We start from the raw sequence: 14,450 nt of genomic DNA on the forward strand, positions 1-14,450 counted from the left end.
TATAAAGTCTGAATTCCCTTTATACGGCAGATTCAGATTTTATTTCTGCTGCAAATATAGCTATTTTTATGTTATATAGCATATTTTCATTCTTTTTTTTCTTGAAAATGTAAGAAAAAGCGGAAAATGGAGGTAAAACAAACACAATATTGGCCTTTTTTTACTTCCCTTGCAGATGTTCCACCCAGATGCGGGCGGCAGTTTCCACCATGCGCGGACAGGGGCGTTTGGCGTAGTATTGGGCCGTACGCTCTTCGGGGATGCTACTGATTTCGGGCTTCTTCTGCCCCAGCAGTTCGGCGCAGACAAGCGTTCCGTTCCGCTTCTTGAACTCTTCGGCCAGCCGCTGCACCAATGCGTAGTTTTCGGCCTTGCTGGCGCGGTCCTTGCCTTCGAGGGCACACTTCTCCAGTCCGGCCAGCATAAACAGCCCACACGCCGCGCCACACGTCATACGCATGCGCCCGATGCCGCCGCCAAACGATGCCGACATGTGCAATGCCTGTTCTTCGGTGAAGCCATACATGTCAGCAAAAGCTACCACTACCGACTGCGAGCAGTTAAAACCACTTTTGAAAAGCTCGACCGCCTTTCCGATACGTTCTTCCAATTCCATTGTTTTCTCCTTATAACTCTATACTTTCGTTTTTTTACACATTTCTTATCCGGCTATCACCTCCCACAGCAGCATCAGGTTCAGCACAGTCACCGCGGCGGCGATGGCATACAGCACCAGCGCGTTCCAGCGGCTGTTGACATACTGCCCCATCACCTTGCGCGACGAGGTGAGGCCGACCTGCAAGAACACCGTGAAAGGCAACTGAATGCTCAGCACCATTTGGGATATAAGCAGCCCCTTGAACGGGTCGCCAATGAAGAATATCATCAGCAAGGCAATGCCCAGCGAGAGCACCACTCCTATCTGCGAGTGGCTGTCCTTGATGTGGTAGGACTCGCCGAAGATGCCGGCAAATATGGAGCCTGCCGCCATGCCGCTGGTGATGGTGGACGAGATGCCGGCCATGAGCAACGCCAGGGCAAAGACGACTGCCGCATTGTTGCCCAGCAGCGGTTCGAGCAGCGACTTGGCCTGTTGCAGTTCCTCGACCTGCACACCTGCCTGATAGAAGGTGGATGCCGCCAGCAGTATCATCGCACTGTTGATGGCCCAGCCCACAATCATGGAGAACAGCGTGTCGAACAGTTCGTACTTCAGCACCTTGCGGATAGAAGCGTCGTCCTGCTTGTTGTATTCGTGGCTCTGAATGACCTCGGAATGCAGAAACAAGTTGTGGGGCATCACCACGGCGCCCAGCACGCTCATCACGATAATCATGCTTCCGTCGGGGAACGAAGGTGTCACCCACCCCTGCACGGCCTGCGGCCAGTCTATCTTGACCAGAAACAGCTCGTAAATGAACGAAAGCCCTATCACGGACACAAATGCGATGATGGACCGCTCTATCTTCTTGTACGAATTGGTGAACAGCATGACCAGCACAAAGGCCGTAGTCAGCACCGCCCCCCATACGATGGGGATGCCGAACAGCATCTGCAAGGCGATGGCTCCGCCCAGAATCTCGGCCAGCGAGGTCGAGATGGAAGCCAGCACCGCCGTGCCCAGAATGGGGCGCGACACCCACGACGGCGTGTATCGGGTAGCCGCTTCGGAGAGGCAAAGCCCCGTCACGATGCCCAGATGCGCCACATTGTGCTGCAAGATGATGAGCATCACCGTGGACAGCGTAACCACCCACAACAGCGAATAGCCAAACTCGGAGCCCGCCGCAAAGTTCGAAGCCCAATTGCCCGGATCGATGAATCCTACCGTCACCAGCAGTCCGGGACCGATGTATCTGAAGACATCCAGACCACCCAGATAACGTTTATGGTCTTTCCGCTTCAAGTCATTCCATATATTCTTCATATCAACTACAGATTAGCATAACGTTAATCATAGTGTAACAACGGCAGGGGCTAATTGTTTTTAAGAATTCAGCAATTCATCCAAATAGCTGTAAAACTCGGGGTCCTCGCCTACCACAATCTTCAGAATCGTGCCTTCGGGGCTAAGAACAATCTTTGTCGGATAGCCACGGACGGCATAAAGCACCGATACATCGGGCTTTCCCTCGTTGCGAACGTGCAGCCAGGGCATGTCGTGCTCTGCTACGGCCTTACGCCATTTTTCTTCCGTGTCGCGACAGTCAATGCCTACAAACTCCACTTTGGCCTTATGCTTGGCGTAAGCCTTCTTCATGTCGGGCACACCTTTTATGCACCAGCCGCACCAACTGCCCCAGAAGTCGAGCACTACATACTTGCCACGAAGCGAAGAAAGCGTAAAGTCATTGCCCTTGAGATCTTTCAGTGTGAAGTCGGGAGCCGGATTGCCTTCCTTCACCCGCTCGGCTGCCGCACGACGTTCCATCTCTTTGTCGTAACCCTCCTTCACCTGACGATACAAGGGCGCCATTACCCCCGTACGTACAGGCTCGGCCACTACGTCGAGCATCTCGCCTACCCTCTGCATCGACAAGTCGCGCGACAGCGCATAGACGGCCACCTCCTGATCTGCATGGCTCCGGATAAAGTCGCAGCGCAGGTCTTGCATACGGTCCAGGAACTCTCGTGAAGGCGTATAAGCCTTGCGGATGCTGTCGGACGGAATCCCGTCCTTCTCCATCTGCATACATACCTCACGCAGCGAATCGAGCTTCAGGATGCAGGGGCGCAGCTGGTCGTTCAGCTCGTTGCAAGCCTCGTAGAAGGCGTCGCCGCCCAAACGGTAATCCTCCAGCGTGCCGCTCACCGTGACGGGGCGACCGGGCAGCAGTATCAGTCCTAAGGCCTGCATGCTGATAGCGCCGTTGCCCGAAGGTTTGGCGTAGATGTAGACTTGCTTCAGCACGCTGTCGCCCACATTGAAGGCAAACTGCCCGTTCTGCATAGGCACCGTATCGAGCTGCGCCTCCCCCTCGCCTACCGGCCTGTGGTTGACCAGCAACGTATCACTTTCAATCCCATTCAGCATGCCGCTGACATCCATCTTCGCCGCTGGTTGGCAGGCAGTCAGCAAGCCTGCACCAAGCAGCATCATATACACATTTTTCATATCTCTGTTCTTATTAACTTAAATCAATAACCACGATGTTATCGGGGGTCAAAGTTACAGAGATTTATTGTATGGCCGATGATTCTTGCCAGGAATTTGCGTTGAATAAAACAATCCGTGTCTTTCCATGTAATCCGTGCCCGAAAAAAAGTAAAACTCCCCCCTATTCACTCTTAATGCTCAGCACCGGATTCTCGTTCGCTATCCGCCACGCCTTCAGCACCACCACTGCCACGACGAGCACCAGTAGCAGGAGGGCGAGCAGAACATACCACACGGGCGAAAGCAGACGGCAGTCGGCAAACTGTTGCATCCACTGTCCGGAGACGTACCACGCCGCTACCATGCCTATTGCTACGGCTACGACGGCTATCTTCAGAATGTCCACCGAGAGCAGACGCAGGATGTCGGAGGCTTCGGCACCGTTCACCTTGCGGACGGCAATCTCCTTGCTGCGGCGCTGCGTCTCGTCGCTGACGTAGCCGATGAGCCCCATCAGCACGATGAGGATGATGCAGGCGGTAGTGACCCACACCGTGTTGCGGAAGGCCGAAACACTGGCATTCTGCTCGCGGCGGACGTCCTGATAGGTGGTGAACTCCAGTGCCAGATTGGGATAAGTGGACTTGATGAAGGCGTTCAGACGCTTCAGGTTCTCGTCCAGCGGGGCCTTTAGGCGGACGTTGAAGGTGCGGATGCGGTCGTTCAGGATGAAGGCGGTGCAGGTCTGTTCCTGGAAGAAGCCCATGTTGCGTACATCCTCTACCACGCCTGTTACGATGGCCGGTTCTTCCAGTCCCGACCAGGAGAGGTCGATGGGCAACTGACGGCCGATGGCGGTATCGCCCCACTTTAGCGTCTCTACCGTAGTGCGCCCTACGATGGCTTCGCCCCGATGCTGCGGCCAATGGCCTTCGAGCAGCGTCATGCCTACCACCTGGGGCATCTCCTTTTCTATCATCATGAAGTGCAGGGGGCAGATAAAGTTACCCTGATTGTCGGTCAGTCGGTTGGTGCTGTAATGAGCCAGCAGATTGTTTCCACTGCCCGCCACGGCCTCTACATAAGGCTCACGACGGATGGCGTCGGCCACACCTTGCGCCCGCTGGATGTCGCCCGTAACGATTCCGATGGCCAGTCCTTCGGCACGGAAGCCCACGCTGCGGGTCATCAGGTCGTGATACTGCCACACGGTAGTCAGCAGCAACCCTCCGATGAACGCCACGCCGATGAACTGCACCGTCAGCAGCCCCCGCTTCCACGAACGCTTGCCGTCGGTATAGCGGCGGAACACCTGCGTCACGGGGATGCGGGCATAGATTCGACCGGGCACTACCCCCGCCACGAGGAAGAGCAACAGCACCGTGCCCAGCGGAACGTAGAGCGTCTGCCACGTGAAGAGGTCGGTCAGGCGGCTGCCCAACAGCTCTTCTACCGGCTCGTGCAGCAACCACAGCAACAGCCCGCCACACACGATGGAAGCCGCTACCAGCAGCCCCGTCTCCCAGAGGAACATCGAGAGTATATGCCAGCCGTCGGCACCACTGCACTTATGTACGCCCACCAGCTTGGCTCGCCGGCTCATGGCGGCCACCGCACGCAGCACATAGTTCAGGATAGAAACAAAGAAGATGGAGAAGCCCAGCACGCCGAGGATGACCAGCCGCCGCGTGCTGTCGGGCAAAGAACGATAGACCTTGTATAAAGGCAATACGCTGTACTCCGTCACCACGTCGTCGCCCAGGTGGGTATCGGTATATTGCTCCACAGCCTTCTGAATGCGGCTGTTCATGGCGTCCACATCGGCGGGCTGCTTCAGTCGGAACAAGATACCGTAAAAGTTGTTCGTTCCCCATGTTCCTGCCCCGTAGCCCCAGTCCATGGCAGCCATGGACAGCAGCAGGTCGTGGGGCATGATGGTGTTGCCGGGCACGTCGGCATAAACGCCGCGGATGGTGACGTTGAACAGCTTCTCCACGGAAAGTTCCTTGCCGATGGGGCTTTCATCACCATAAAGCTCACGGGCTTTGCTTTCGGAGATGAAGGCGTTGCCCATCAGGTTCAGGTCGTTCGGGTTGCCCTGAAGCAGTGTCAGGCCGGTGGTGGCGAAGTAGGCCGTGTCGGCAAAGAGGGTCTGGATGTCTTCCAGTTTCTTGTCGTCCTTATAGAAGGTGGGCTTCCAGAAAGCGGCGGTCAGGCAAGCGCTCTCCACCAGTTCGGGGAAGGCCTCGCTGAGGTCGGCCGCGGCGGGGCGGTAGGTACTGTAGTTGTATTCGGGTTCGGGCACTCCCTTGGTCACGTTCCTCATGCGCAGCATGACGAGTGTGTCAGGGTTCGGATAGAAGCGGTCGAAGCTCAGCTCATAGGCTATCTGTGCGAAGAGCAACACGCCCATCACCAGTCCCAATGTAAGTGAAACCAGTTTCTCCACGGTGCCGCCATGTCCGCGGAGCAGGGTCTGTAGGGTGTAGTATAGGTGTCTCATGTTAATGAAGAATTAAGAATGAAGAATGAAGAATTGGAAATGAAGATTTAGGAAAGAAAAATTCGTGCCGCAGGGCAAATTCTTCATTCTTCGTTCTTCATTCTTCATTTATTTACAGGTTTTTATTGCTCGCCACCACACTACCGTCAAACAGATGCACCGTGCGGTGGGCAAAGGAAGCATCGTGTTGCGAGTGGGTCACCATGATGATGGTGGTGCCTTCGCTGTTCAGTTCGCTCAGCAGTTTGATGACCTCGGCACCGTTCTTCGAGTCGAGGTTACCGGTAGGCTCGTCGGCCAGTATCAGTTTAGGATTGGTCACTACAGCACGGGCAATGGCTACACGCTGCTGCTGTCCGCCCGACAGCTGCTGGGGGAAGTGCTGCGCCCGATGGCTGATGGCCATACGCTTCAGAATGTCGTGTACACGCTGTTTACGTTCGGCAGCCTTGATGCCGAGATAGGTCAATGGCAGTTCCACGTTTTCGAATACGTTCAGTTCGTCTATCAGGTTGAAGCTCTGGAAAACGAAGCCTATCTTGCCCTTACGGACGCGGGTACGGTCTTTTTCGCGCAGATCGGCTACCTCCTGCCCCAACAGTTTATAACTGCCCGAAGTAGGGTTATCCAGCAGACCGAGGATATTCAGCAGGGTGGACTTGCCACAGCCCGACGGTCCCATGATGGCTACAAACTCGCCCTCGTCCACATGAAGGTTTACTTGGTTCAATGCTACGGTTTCTACTTCCGTCGTACGGAAAACTTTGCTAAGGTTGTTGATTTCGATCATAATAGTATAAAATGAAGAATTAAGAATGAAGAATGAAGAATTGGAAATGAAGATTTCGGAAAGCAGAATTCGTGCCGCAGGGCAAATTCTTCATTCTTCGTTCTTCATTCTTCATTAAATTATAGTTTATTCGCTCTTAATGCTCAGCACCGGATTCTCATTCGCTATGCGCCATGACTTCCACAATACGCAAGCCATGATAACTGCCAGCACAATCAGTCCTATCAACACATAGGCGACAGCCGACATAGATGCCTGTGCGCTGAACATCTCCATCCACAGGGAGTTGACATACCACGATGCTGCTACACCTACCAATACCGCAGGGCCGGCCACCCAAAGCACATCGCGCCCCAGCAGGCTGAGGATGGAAGATGCTTCCGCACCGTTCACCTTGCGGATGGCTATCTCCTTGCTTCGGCGCTGCACTTCGTCGGCTGTGTAGCCCAGCAATCCCATAAGCATGATGAAGAACATCACGACGCCAGCCACTACTGTAGCGTTGCGGAACACACGGACGGGGTTGTACATCCTATTCATGCCCTCTTCCATCGAAGTGAAGTCGATGGTCTTGTCGGGGAAGGCTTCGGCAGCATCCTTCGTCAGGCGTTGCAGGTTCTCGGCGAAAGGCTCTTTCAGCAGAAAATGCAAGTCGTTGTTGAACTGTTTGGTCGGGAAGCTTATGTAGGGCATCGGTCCGGCATAGAAACCGTTGATTTGGAAGTCTTTCAGCACACCGGTCACAGTGGAGGTCTCGCCCATCGTATGTACGGTGCGGCCGACGGCATCATTGCCCCACTTCATCAGATTGACGAAAGTCTCGTTCACCACCACCTCGCTGTTATCGCGCGGCAGTCGGCCTTCTTTCAGTTTCATGCCCATCAGGTCGTAGTAGTTGCTCATGCAGGCATCGAAACGGGCGGAGAACAGGCTTTCGCCGTTTTCTCCGGTGATGAAACAGCCGCTATATCCTTCCAACGGGTTGCCGTAAGCGGAGGAGAGGTCTTCGACATAAGGCAGACTGCGGAAGAAGTTGTAGGCGTTGTCGCACTCCTTGGCCGTTTTAAAGGGCAGAGAGGTGCCTACAATGCGCTCGGTACTGAAGCCCATGTCCTTGCTCATGACGAAGTGGTATTGCATCATCACCATGCACATCAGTCCGCAGATGAAAGCCACCCCAGCAAACTGCACGAACAGCAGCGGACGTTTCCACCCCTTCTTGCCTTCGGTGTAGCGGCGGAACACCTGAGTCACAGGAATGCGGGCAAACAACCGCCCCGGCAGTACGCCACCCACCAACAGCAGCAGGGCAATCGTAGCAGCCGGTACCCACAAACGACTTCCGGCGAAGAGGTTGGTCAGCTTGGTGGCGGCTGTATCTTCTACAAAGTCGCGGAAGCCCCACAGCAGGAGGAACATCACCACCAGCGCCAAAACCACTACCATTAGCGTCTCCAGCATAAACATACCAAAGATACCACCTCCGCTGGCTCCGCTACACTTGTGAACACCCACCATCTTGGCTCGACGGCTCAACGAAGAAATAGAGATAAGAGCATAGTTCAGAGCCGTGATGAAGAGAATAGACAATCCCAGGGTCAGCATGATGGTAAACATCCGACGGACATCATCCTGCTGGCGGAAAGTATCGCGCAGGGGCTGGATGTAAGCGGTGTAGCTCCAGCTATCGCGGGCTGGCAGATATTTTTCAGCCATCTTCTCCATACGGGCATTGAGGGCTTCTACATCTACATCCTGACGCAGACGCACGTACTGAAAGTAGGAGTCGCCGCCGTTCCACGAGTAGTTCATCTGCTGGGCGGCCCAGGCGGGAGGCAGGGAGATGACGGCGTCGGCCCCCACGGTCGTATTGTCGGGCAGGTCGACAAAGGTGCCCCGCACGGTCAGGTCGCGTTCGTGGTTGTAGCTGACGACCTTTCCGATGGGTTCCTCGCCGCCGAACATCTTTTCGGCCAGGCTCTTCGAGAGATACACCACGTTGGGTTGCTGGAGGTCCTGCACAGGGTTGCCGCTCAACACCTCGATACCCATTGTCTGGAAGAAGAGCGAGTCGGCACAGAGCTTGCGCTCGTCGAAGCGGTGGCTGCCATAGTAGAGCGGCCACGAGGCCAAGTAGCGGTTGGTGCAGGTCGCTCCTTCCACCTCCTTGGGGAAACTTTCGAGGATGGCGCCCGCCAACGGCCCCATGTTCATGGTTTGCGACTCCTGCGCCTCACCGTTCATGACGAACTGGCTCCACACCTGATAGATGCGGTTGTAGTCGCGGAAACACGTGTCGTAACTCTGCTCGTAGGCCACGCGGGCAAAGAGCAGGATGCTCATGGCAAGTCCCAGACCCAGGGAAACGATCTTGAAGAGGACACTCCCCTTCCCTCTGAGCAGAGTCTGGATGACGTAATAGATTTGTTTCATTGTATAACGAGTTTTTTTGATTGTTTTCTGCCTATCTCTATGCAGAAATCGTGCCAAAGTAGTAATCTTGCTGATAACCAGCAGATAAGCATTTTCTGATTTCGGACGCAGTGTCCAATTATTGGACAGTGGTGTCTAATTATTAGACACCGAACAATTCTGTTCATCCGAAGTGAACCGTATGTTTTTCATTTTGTAATCCCAAGTTTTTCATTACCTTTGTCCGTATCAACAACATAAAACAACAAGATCATGAAAAATACTCCTATCGAACGCAAGCTGATCGATGATACCATCGACGAATTTCATATTACCGACTTTTCGAAAGCCACCATCCGCGAGGTGAAAGCCATTGCCGCAAGAGCCGAAGAAGAATCGGGTGTCGAATTTATTAAAATGGAAATGGGTGTGCCGGGACTTCCTCCGTCGGCTGTAGGAGTGAAGGCCGAAATAGAAGCTCTGGAAAACGGCATTGCCAGTCTTTACCCCGACATCAACGGACTGCCAGCTCTGAAGCAGGAAGCGGCACGTTTCATCAAGGCATTTATCAATGTGGATATTTCGCCCGAAGGATGCGTACCCGTTACCGGTTCCATGCAGGGCACTTTTGCATCGTTTCTTACGTGCAGCCAATGTGACGAGAAACGTGATACCATCCTGTTTATCGATCCGGGATTCCCCGTACAGAAGCAGCAGCTGGTGGTAATGGGACAGAAATACGAAACTTTCGACGTCTATGAGTACCGTGGCGAAAAGCTGAGAAGCAAACTGGAAAGCTATTTGCAAAAAGGCAACATCTCGGCCATCATCTACTCCAACCCCAACAACCCCAGCTGGATCTGCCTGAAAGAAGAGGAACTGAAAATCATTGGCGAACTGGCTACGCAATACGACGTGATTGTGTTGGAAGACCTTGCTTATTTTGCGATGGATTTCCGTCAGGACTTAGGTACTCCTTTCCAACCGCCTTACCAGCCTACCGTAGCACATTACACCGACCACTACATTCTGCTTATCTCCGGTTCTAAAGCCTTCAGTTACGCCGGACAGCGTATCGGAGTAAGCTGCATTTCGGACAAGCTGTATCATCGTGCCTACCCCGGACTGACCAAACGCTATGGTGGCGGAACGTTCGGTACAGTCTTCATCCACCGAGTGCTCTATGCCCTGTCTTCGGGTACCAGCCATTCGGCTCAATATGCCTTGGCAGCTATGCTGAAAGCTGCCAGCGACGGTCAATACAACTTCTTGGACGAAGTAAAAGTATATGGAGAACGTGCTCGACGACTGAAAGAAATCTTCTTGCGCCACGGTTTCCATCTGGTTTACGACAACGACTTGGGCGAACCTGTAGCCGACGGATTCTATTTTACCATCGGCTATCCGGGCATGAGCAGCGGCGAACTGGCCAAAGAGCTGATGTACTACGGTGTGAGTGCCATTTCACTGGTAACTACCGGCAGTCACCAACAGGGTCTGCGTGCCTGCACTTCGTTCATTCAAGACCATCAATATGCCTTGTTGGATGAACGTATGAGGATATTTGCAGAGAATCATCCGGTATAATGTTAAGCCCACCATTAATGGGCGATCCTCATCCCTTTAATCTCATACGCGTTTGACTTCGTCAGCTTTCAGTTTGTAACTATGAATTGAAAGTCGGCGAAGTCAAACTTTTATGTTTTTGCAAAAAAACAGACACATTCTTTGTTTTTCACAAAATATACTGTATATTAGAGGCATGTATACAGATGCAAGCATATTTAAGATAGAGAGTAACCACGCTGTTCCATCACGTGGTAAAGTATTGATTTCCGAACCGTTCCTTTCCGATAATCTGTTTGGACGTTCGGTGGTTTTGCTTATTGACCATACTCAGGAAGGTAGTATGGGATTGGTATTGAATAAGAAAATGCCTCTGCTGCTTCAGCATCTGCTGAAAGAATTTGAATCACTGGAAGACATACCGCTATACAGAGGAGGACCGCTCTGCAACGATACATTGTTCTATCTGCATACCATCAAAGGTATTGCAGATTCCTTATCTGTATCTCAGGGACTTTACCTGAACGGTAACTTCGAAGCTATCAAACGATATATGCTGTCTGGAAATCCGATTAAAGGAAACATTCGCTTCTTCTTAGGTTACTCGGGCTGGAGCCACAACCAGCTCCATGAAGAAATCGAGGAAAACACCTGGATTGTGAGCAAAGAGAAAACGGAGGCCATCATGGACGATGGAAGCGACATGAAATTCTGGAAAAGTGCACTGTCTAAACTTGGTGGCAAGTACGAACTATGGGCCCGATTCCCGCAGCTTCCGATACTGAACTGACGGCAGGCCCTACGACTGCTGTGGTTTACACTTTACGGTTGCCTGTAGCTTGGTCGCGAAGAAGCTGTAACAGAACAACGTCCTTGAATGTTCCGCCTACACACCACCACTCTTTCAGCAAGCCACACTTTACGAAGCCACACGAAGTGAACAAACGCATGCTTGTTTCATTGTCTACTGTCACGTGGGCAGTGAGCTGCTTCATGTGCAGAAAACCGAATGCATAATTGCATAGCAGGTGCAGTGCGTCGGTTGCATATCCCTGTCCCTGATATTCCTTGCGTATCACGATACCCACCTCGCCACGCGCATGAATAGGCATGAATTCGGTGATGTCGATGGTACCTATCACCGTCCGATCGTCACGACGCACAATCATCAGCCGCAACTGGCAGTCGGCAAACATGTCGCATTGGGAATTTTCGATGTATTGTCGCAGTGCATAGCGCGAATAAGGCACCGTGAAATTAGTAATATCCCACGTTTGTGGATCGTTCTCCATAGCATACATAATGTCCAGATCTTCGGGTTCGATGGCCCGAAGATAGATGCGGTCATTTATGAAATAGGATGTACTCATGCTTCTTTTTCTTTATCAATACGCAATTCTTTACGCAAGCGGTTTTCGCCGGGAATACAAAATAGGGAAGCGGTCAGGGCAATCAGTGCACAAAGCACTCCCTTGGTGCTTAACATCAGATAATAGGTAAGGAAACCCACAACAACGGGCAGAAACAGCAGAAACAGGCGAACCACACTCCACCACGCATACAGGCGCAAGGCTTCGGGCAGGCTGACTGCATCTATCTTATGATCGAGCACCCACGAAAAAAGTTTCAGCGAAACAGGCACGCAAACTACTGCCAGCAGAATCGTTGCCGTCTCGGCCTGATAAGTACTCCGGACATCGCCGGCATAAAGTCCGGTCCAGCTATCCAACGTTTCGCCGCATACAACCATTAGGATGGCCAACAGCCAGTAGCAGGTGAAAACAGCTTTCAGGCACCGTGATATTTGCTTGATACGTTCTTCCATTTTGTGTAAACTTACTTGCTATATAATCTTATTACATCATTCCGCCCGTAAACAAGGTACGGTTCACAATGCTTCGCCCTAACGTCACTTCGTCGGTGTACTCCAATTCGTCGCCAACCGATATGCCTCGGGCTATGATGGACAGCTTCACATTCATTTTCTCCAGTTTCCGGTATATGTAGAAGTTGGTGGTATCGCCTTCCATCGTCGTGCTGAGGGCCAGGATTACTTCCTTTACGCCTCCTTCGGCCACCCGTTGTACAAGGCTGTCGATTTGCAGATCGCCCGGTCCTACACCGTCCATCGGCGAAATAACCCCTCCAAGCACATGATACAGGCCGTGGAACTGCTGTGTTGCTTCCACTGCCATCACGTCGCGGATGTTTTCTACCACACACACGGTCGACGCATCGCGCTGCGGGTTGGAGCAGATGCGGCACACATCCGTGTCGGAGATGTTGTGGCACACCTTGCAGTACTTCACCTCATGTTTCAGCGTAATGATGGCGTTGCCAAATGCCTCGACTGTGGCAGTGTCTTGCCGCAACAAGTGCAGCACCAGGCGCATGGCAGTCTTTCGGCCTATGCCGGGCAGTTTGGCAAATTCGTTTACAGCTTTCTCCAACAATGTGGAAGGGTATTGTCCGTTCATATTTTCTTTTAAAAATTATCTTTTCCCTCATTTTAGAGCCTGCAAAGATAAGCAAAGGTGAGCGCAGAGACAAATGAAAACCAAAGTTTTCAATTTGGCTATGCCGAACTTCCTCCTATCTCCATGAAACAAAGATAAACAGAATTCTAAATTGTAGACGAGATTTTTTTGAAATAAGTAGTACCTTTGCACAGGAAGCGAGGCAAAATGCCGACTGGTCGGTCTCCCCTCCTCTTTCCGCCGAAAATGAAATATTAACCAACTGTATGATTATGAATATTACAAGTGCAGAATTTGTCATCAGCAATACCGATGTGAAGAAATGTCCGGCAGGAAACTTTCCCGAATATGCGTTTATCGGGCGTTCCAATGTGGGAAAGTCGAGCCTGATCAATATGCTGACTGGGCGGAAAGGCCTTGCCATGACTTCCGCCACTCCCGGAAAGACGATGCTGATCAACCATTTTCTGATTAACAAGAACTGGTATATCGTCGATCTGCCCGGTTACGGCTATGCCAAACGCGGACAGAAAGGACAGGAACAGATTCAGAAGATTATCAGCAGTTATATCCTGCAGCGTGAACAAATGACCAATCTTTTTGTTCTGATTGACAGCCGTCACGAACCGCAGTCCATCGATCTTGAATTTATCGAGTGGTTGGGCGAGAACGGAATACCGTTTTCCCTCATTTTTACTAAAGCGGACAAACTGAAAGGCGGAAAGCTGGGAGCCAACATCAAACTGTACCTGAAGCGTCTGAAGGAACAGTGGGAAGAACTTCCTCCCTATTTCATCACTTCGTCCGAGGACAAGACCGGAAGAGAAGAAGTGCTGAACTACATTGAGGGCATCAACAAGGAACTGCAAAAATAACCATACCAAAAACAACGAAGCAAATGAAAAAATCAGTTTTCTGGCAGCTATTTGTTGCCATGCTGCTCTTGGGCAGCAACAGTCAGGCCCAGTCGTTGAAGGACCTGTTTAATAAGGATAATGTGGAAAATATTGTCAACACCATCACCGGAAAGAATACGGCAAGCATGGTGGGTACGTGGAGTTTTTCCGGTTCGGCCATCGAATTCGAGTCGGACAATCTGTTACAGGCAGCCGGAGGTACAGTAGCCGCAACCGCTGCTGAAAGCAAGCTGAATGAGCAACTAAACAAATTCGGCATCACCGAAGGGAAACTGGCCTTTACGTTCAATGCCGACAGTACGTTCAATGCCCGGTTGGGCACCAGAAACATGGGCGGAACTTATTCATACGACAAGTCTACCGGTAAAGTTAACCTGAAGTTTGCCAAACTTGTCGGAATAAATGCCAAGGTCAACTGTACTTCCAGCAATATGGATTTGCTTTTCAACTCGGACAAGCTGCTGGATCTGATTACTTTCCTTTCCAGTAAAAGCAGCAACACCACCCTGCAAACCATCAGCTCGCTGGCCGAAAGCTACGACGGCATGATGTTGGGATTTGCACTGAAAAAAGAATAAGGATTTAGATTTTAGGTACGGACGTTTTGTTTTCTTCACGTTTTTCTGTGTAATCCGTGGTCAAACAACGATCTTATGTTTTGATTTTCCAAGAGGCACTTTAGGAAGCT

General features: G+C 51.9%; 13 protein-coding genes. 4 read left to right on the forward strand and 9 right to left on the reverse strand.

Annotation, left to right across the window (positions count from 1 at the left end):
* Positions 1 to 160 precede the first annotated feature (160 nt).
* The 6 genes from BQ5591_RS13075 to BQ5591_RS13100 all read right to left on the reverse strand — a co-directional run bounded on the left by BQ5591_RS13075 (position 161) and on the right by BQ5591_RS13100 (position 8,823).
* Positions 161 to 616, reverse strand: coding sequence for a C-GCAxxG-C-C family protein (locus tag BQ5591_RS13075; RefSeq protein WP_071149689.1), 456 nt, complete (start codon positions 614 to 616; stop codon positions 161 to 163).
* Positions 617 to 661: 45 nt separating this feature from the next.
* Positions 662 to 1,927 (reverse strand): Nramp family divalent metal transporter, encoded by a 1,266-nt coding sequence (locus BQ5591_RS13080; RefSeq protein WP_071149690.1) that lies wholly within the window; start codon positions 1,925 to 1,927, stop codon positions 662 to 664.
* Between the two features lie 60 nt (positions 1,928 to 1,987).
* Positions 1,988 to 3,115, reverse strand: a complete 1,128-nt coding sequence (locus BQ5591_RS13085; protein WP_071149691.1) for a TlpA family protein disulfide reductase — start codon at positions 3,113 to 3,115, stop codon at positions 1,988 to 1,990.
* Positions 3,116 to 3,278: 163 nt separating this feature from the next.
* On the reverse strand, positions 3,279 to 5,600 hold the full coding sequence (locus BQ5591_RS13090) for an ABC transporter permease (protein ID WP_071149692.1): 2,322 nt from the start codon (positions 5,598 to 5,600) through the stop codon (positions 3,279 to 3,281).
* 112 nt (positions 5,601 to 5,712) lie between these two features.
* Entirely contained in the window at positions 5,713 to 6,390 is a 678-nt protein-coding gene (locus tag BQ5591_RS13095; RefSeq protein WP_022163804.1) for an ABC transporter ATP-binding protein, read from the reverse strand.
* Positions 6,391 to 6,516: 126 nt separating this feature from the next.
* A complete protein-coding gene (locus BQ5591_RS13100; RefSeq protein ID WP_071149693.1) occupies positions 6,517 to 8,823 on the reverse strand; it encodes an ABC transporter permease in 2,307 nt (768 codons plus the stop codon).
* A 252-nt stretch (positions 8,824 to 9,075) separates the two neighbouring features.
* Between BQ5591_RS13100 and BQ5591_RS13105 the strand changes: the two genes are divergently transcribed.
* Together BQ5591_RS13105 and BQ5591_RS13110 are read left to right on the forward strand one after the other, a co-directional pair.
* The gene (locus BQ5591_RS13105; RefSeq protein ID WP_071149694.1) at positions 9,076 to 10,389 is read left to right on the forward strand and encodes a pyridoxal phosphate-dependent aminotransferase; all 1,314 of its coding nucleotides are present in this window, start codon (positions 9,076 to 9,078) and stop codon (positions 10,387 to 10,389) included.
* 175 nt (positions 10,390 to 10,564) lie between these two features.
* Entirely contained in the window at positions 10,565 to 11,158 is a 594-nt protein-coding gene (locus tag BQ5591_RS13110) for a YqgE/AlgH family protein (protein WP_071149695.1), read from the forward strand.
* Positions 11,159 to 11,183: 25 nt separating this feature from the next.
* Here the strand turns inward: BQ5591_RS13110 and BQ5591_RS13115 are convergent, their stop codons facing one another.
* From BQ5591_RS13115 to recR, 3 genes are read right to left on the reverse strand one after another with little or no spacing between them, the layout of a single operon-like run.
* The gene (locus BQ5591_RS13115) at positions 11,184 to 11,738 is read right to left on the reverse strand and encodes a GNAT family N-acetyltransferase (protein WP_071149696.1); all 555 of its coding nucleotides are present in this window, start codon (positions 11,736 to 11,738) and stop codon (positions 11,184 to 11,186) included.
* A complete protein-coding gene (locus tag BQ5591_RS13120; protein WP_071149697.1) occupies positions 11,735 to 12,193 on the reverse strand; it encodes a hypothetical protein in 459 nt (152 codons plus the stop codon). Before BQ5591_RS13120 ends, BQ5591_RS13115 begins: the two co-directional genes overlap by 4 nt.
* 31 nt (positions 12,194 to 12,224) lie before the next feature.
* A complete protein-coding gene (recR, locus tag BQ5591_RS13125; RefSeq protein ID WP_022161746.1) occupies positions 12,225 to 12,845 on the reverse strand; it encodes a recombination mediator RecR in 621 nt (206 codons plus the stop codon).
* Between the two features lie 272 nt (positions 12,846 to 13,117).
* Here recR and yihA point away from each other — a divergent pair, with 272 nt between their 5' ends.
* Together yihA and BQ5591_RS13135 are read left to right on the forward strand one after the other, a co-directional pair.
* Positions 13,118 to 13,720 (forward strand): ribosome biogenesis GTP-binding protein YihA/YsxC, encoded by a 603-nt coding sequence (gene yihA, locus BQ5591_RS13130; RefSeq protein WP_022161745.1) that lies wholly within the window; start codon positions 13,118 to 13,120, stop codon positions 13,718 to 13,720.
* 23 nt (positions 13,721 to 13,743) lie between these two features.
* The gene (locus tag BQ5591_RS13135; RefSeq protein ID WP_022161744.1) at positions 13,744 to 14,340 is read left to right on the forward strand and encodes a DUF4923 family protein; all 597 of its coding nucleotides are present in this window, start codon (positions 13,744 to 13,746) and stop codon (positions 14,338 to 14,340) included.
* The last annotated feature ends 110 nt before the right edge of the window (positions 14,341 to 14,450 follow it).

Source organism: Bacteroides ndongoniae, from assembly GCF_900108345.1.
Taxonomy (GTDB): Bacteria; Bacteroidota; Bacteroidia; order Bacteroidales; family Bacteroidaceae; genus Bacteroides; species Bacteroides ndongoniae.

Coding starts and splice junctions, on each gene's coding strand:
- yihA (WP_022161745.1), top strand. CDS start 13,118: ATGAATATTACAAGTGCAGAATTTGTCATCAGCAATACCGATGTGAAG.
- BQ5591_RS13080 (WP_071149690.1), bottom strand. CDS start 1,927: ATGAAGAATATATGGAATGACTTGAAGCGGAAAGACCATAAACGTTAT.
- BQ5591_RS13090 (WP_071149692.1), bottom strand. CDS start 5,600: ATGAGACACCTATACTACACCCTACAGACCCTGCTCCGCGGACATGGC.
- BQ5591_RS13105 (WP_071149694.1), top strand. CDS start 9,076: ATGAAAAATACTCCTATCGAACGCAAGCTGATCGATGATACCATCGAC.
- BQ5591_RS13115 (WP_071149696.1), bottom strand. CDS start 11,738: ATGAGTACATCCTATTTCATAAATGACCGCATCTATCTTCGGGCCATC.
- recR (WP_022161746.1), bottom strand. CDS start 12,845: ATGAACGGACAATACCCTTCCACATTGTTGGAGAAAGCTGTAAACGAA.
- BQ5591_RS13135 (WP_022161744.1), top strand. CDS start 13,744: ATGAAAAAATCAGTTTTCTGGCAGCTATTTGTTGCCATGCTGCTCTTG.
- BQ5591_RS13110 (WP_071149695.1), top strand. CDS start 10,565: ATGTATACAGATGCAAGCATATTTAAGATAGAGAGTAACCACGCTGTT.
- BQ5591_RS13100 (WP_071149693.1), bottom strand. CDS start 8,823: ATGAAACAAATCTATTACGTCATCCAGACTCTGCTCAGAGGGAAGGGG.
- BQ5591_RS13085 (WP_071149691.1), bottom strand. CDS start 3,115: ATGAAAAATGTGTATATGATGCTGCTTGGTGCAGGCTTGCTGACTGCC.
- BQ5591_RS13120 (WP_071149697.1), bottom strand. CDS start 12,193: ATGGAAGAACGTATCAAGCAAATATCACGGTGCCTGAAAGCTGTTTTC.
- BQ5591_RS13075 (WP_071149689.1), bottom strand. CDS start 616: ATGGAATTGGAAGAACGTATCGGAAAGGCGGTCGAGCTTTTCAAAAGT.
- BQ5591_RS13095 (WP_022163804.1), bottom strand. CDS start 6,390: ATGATCGAAATCAACAACCTTAGCAAAGTTTTCCGTACGACGGAAGTA.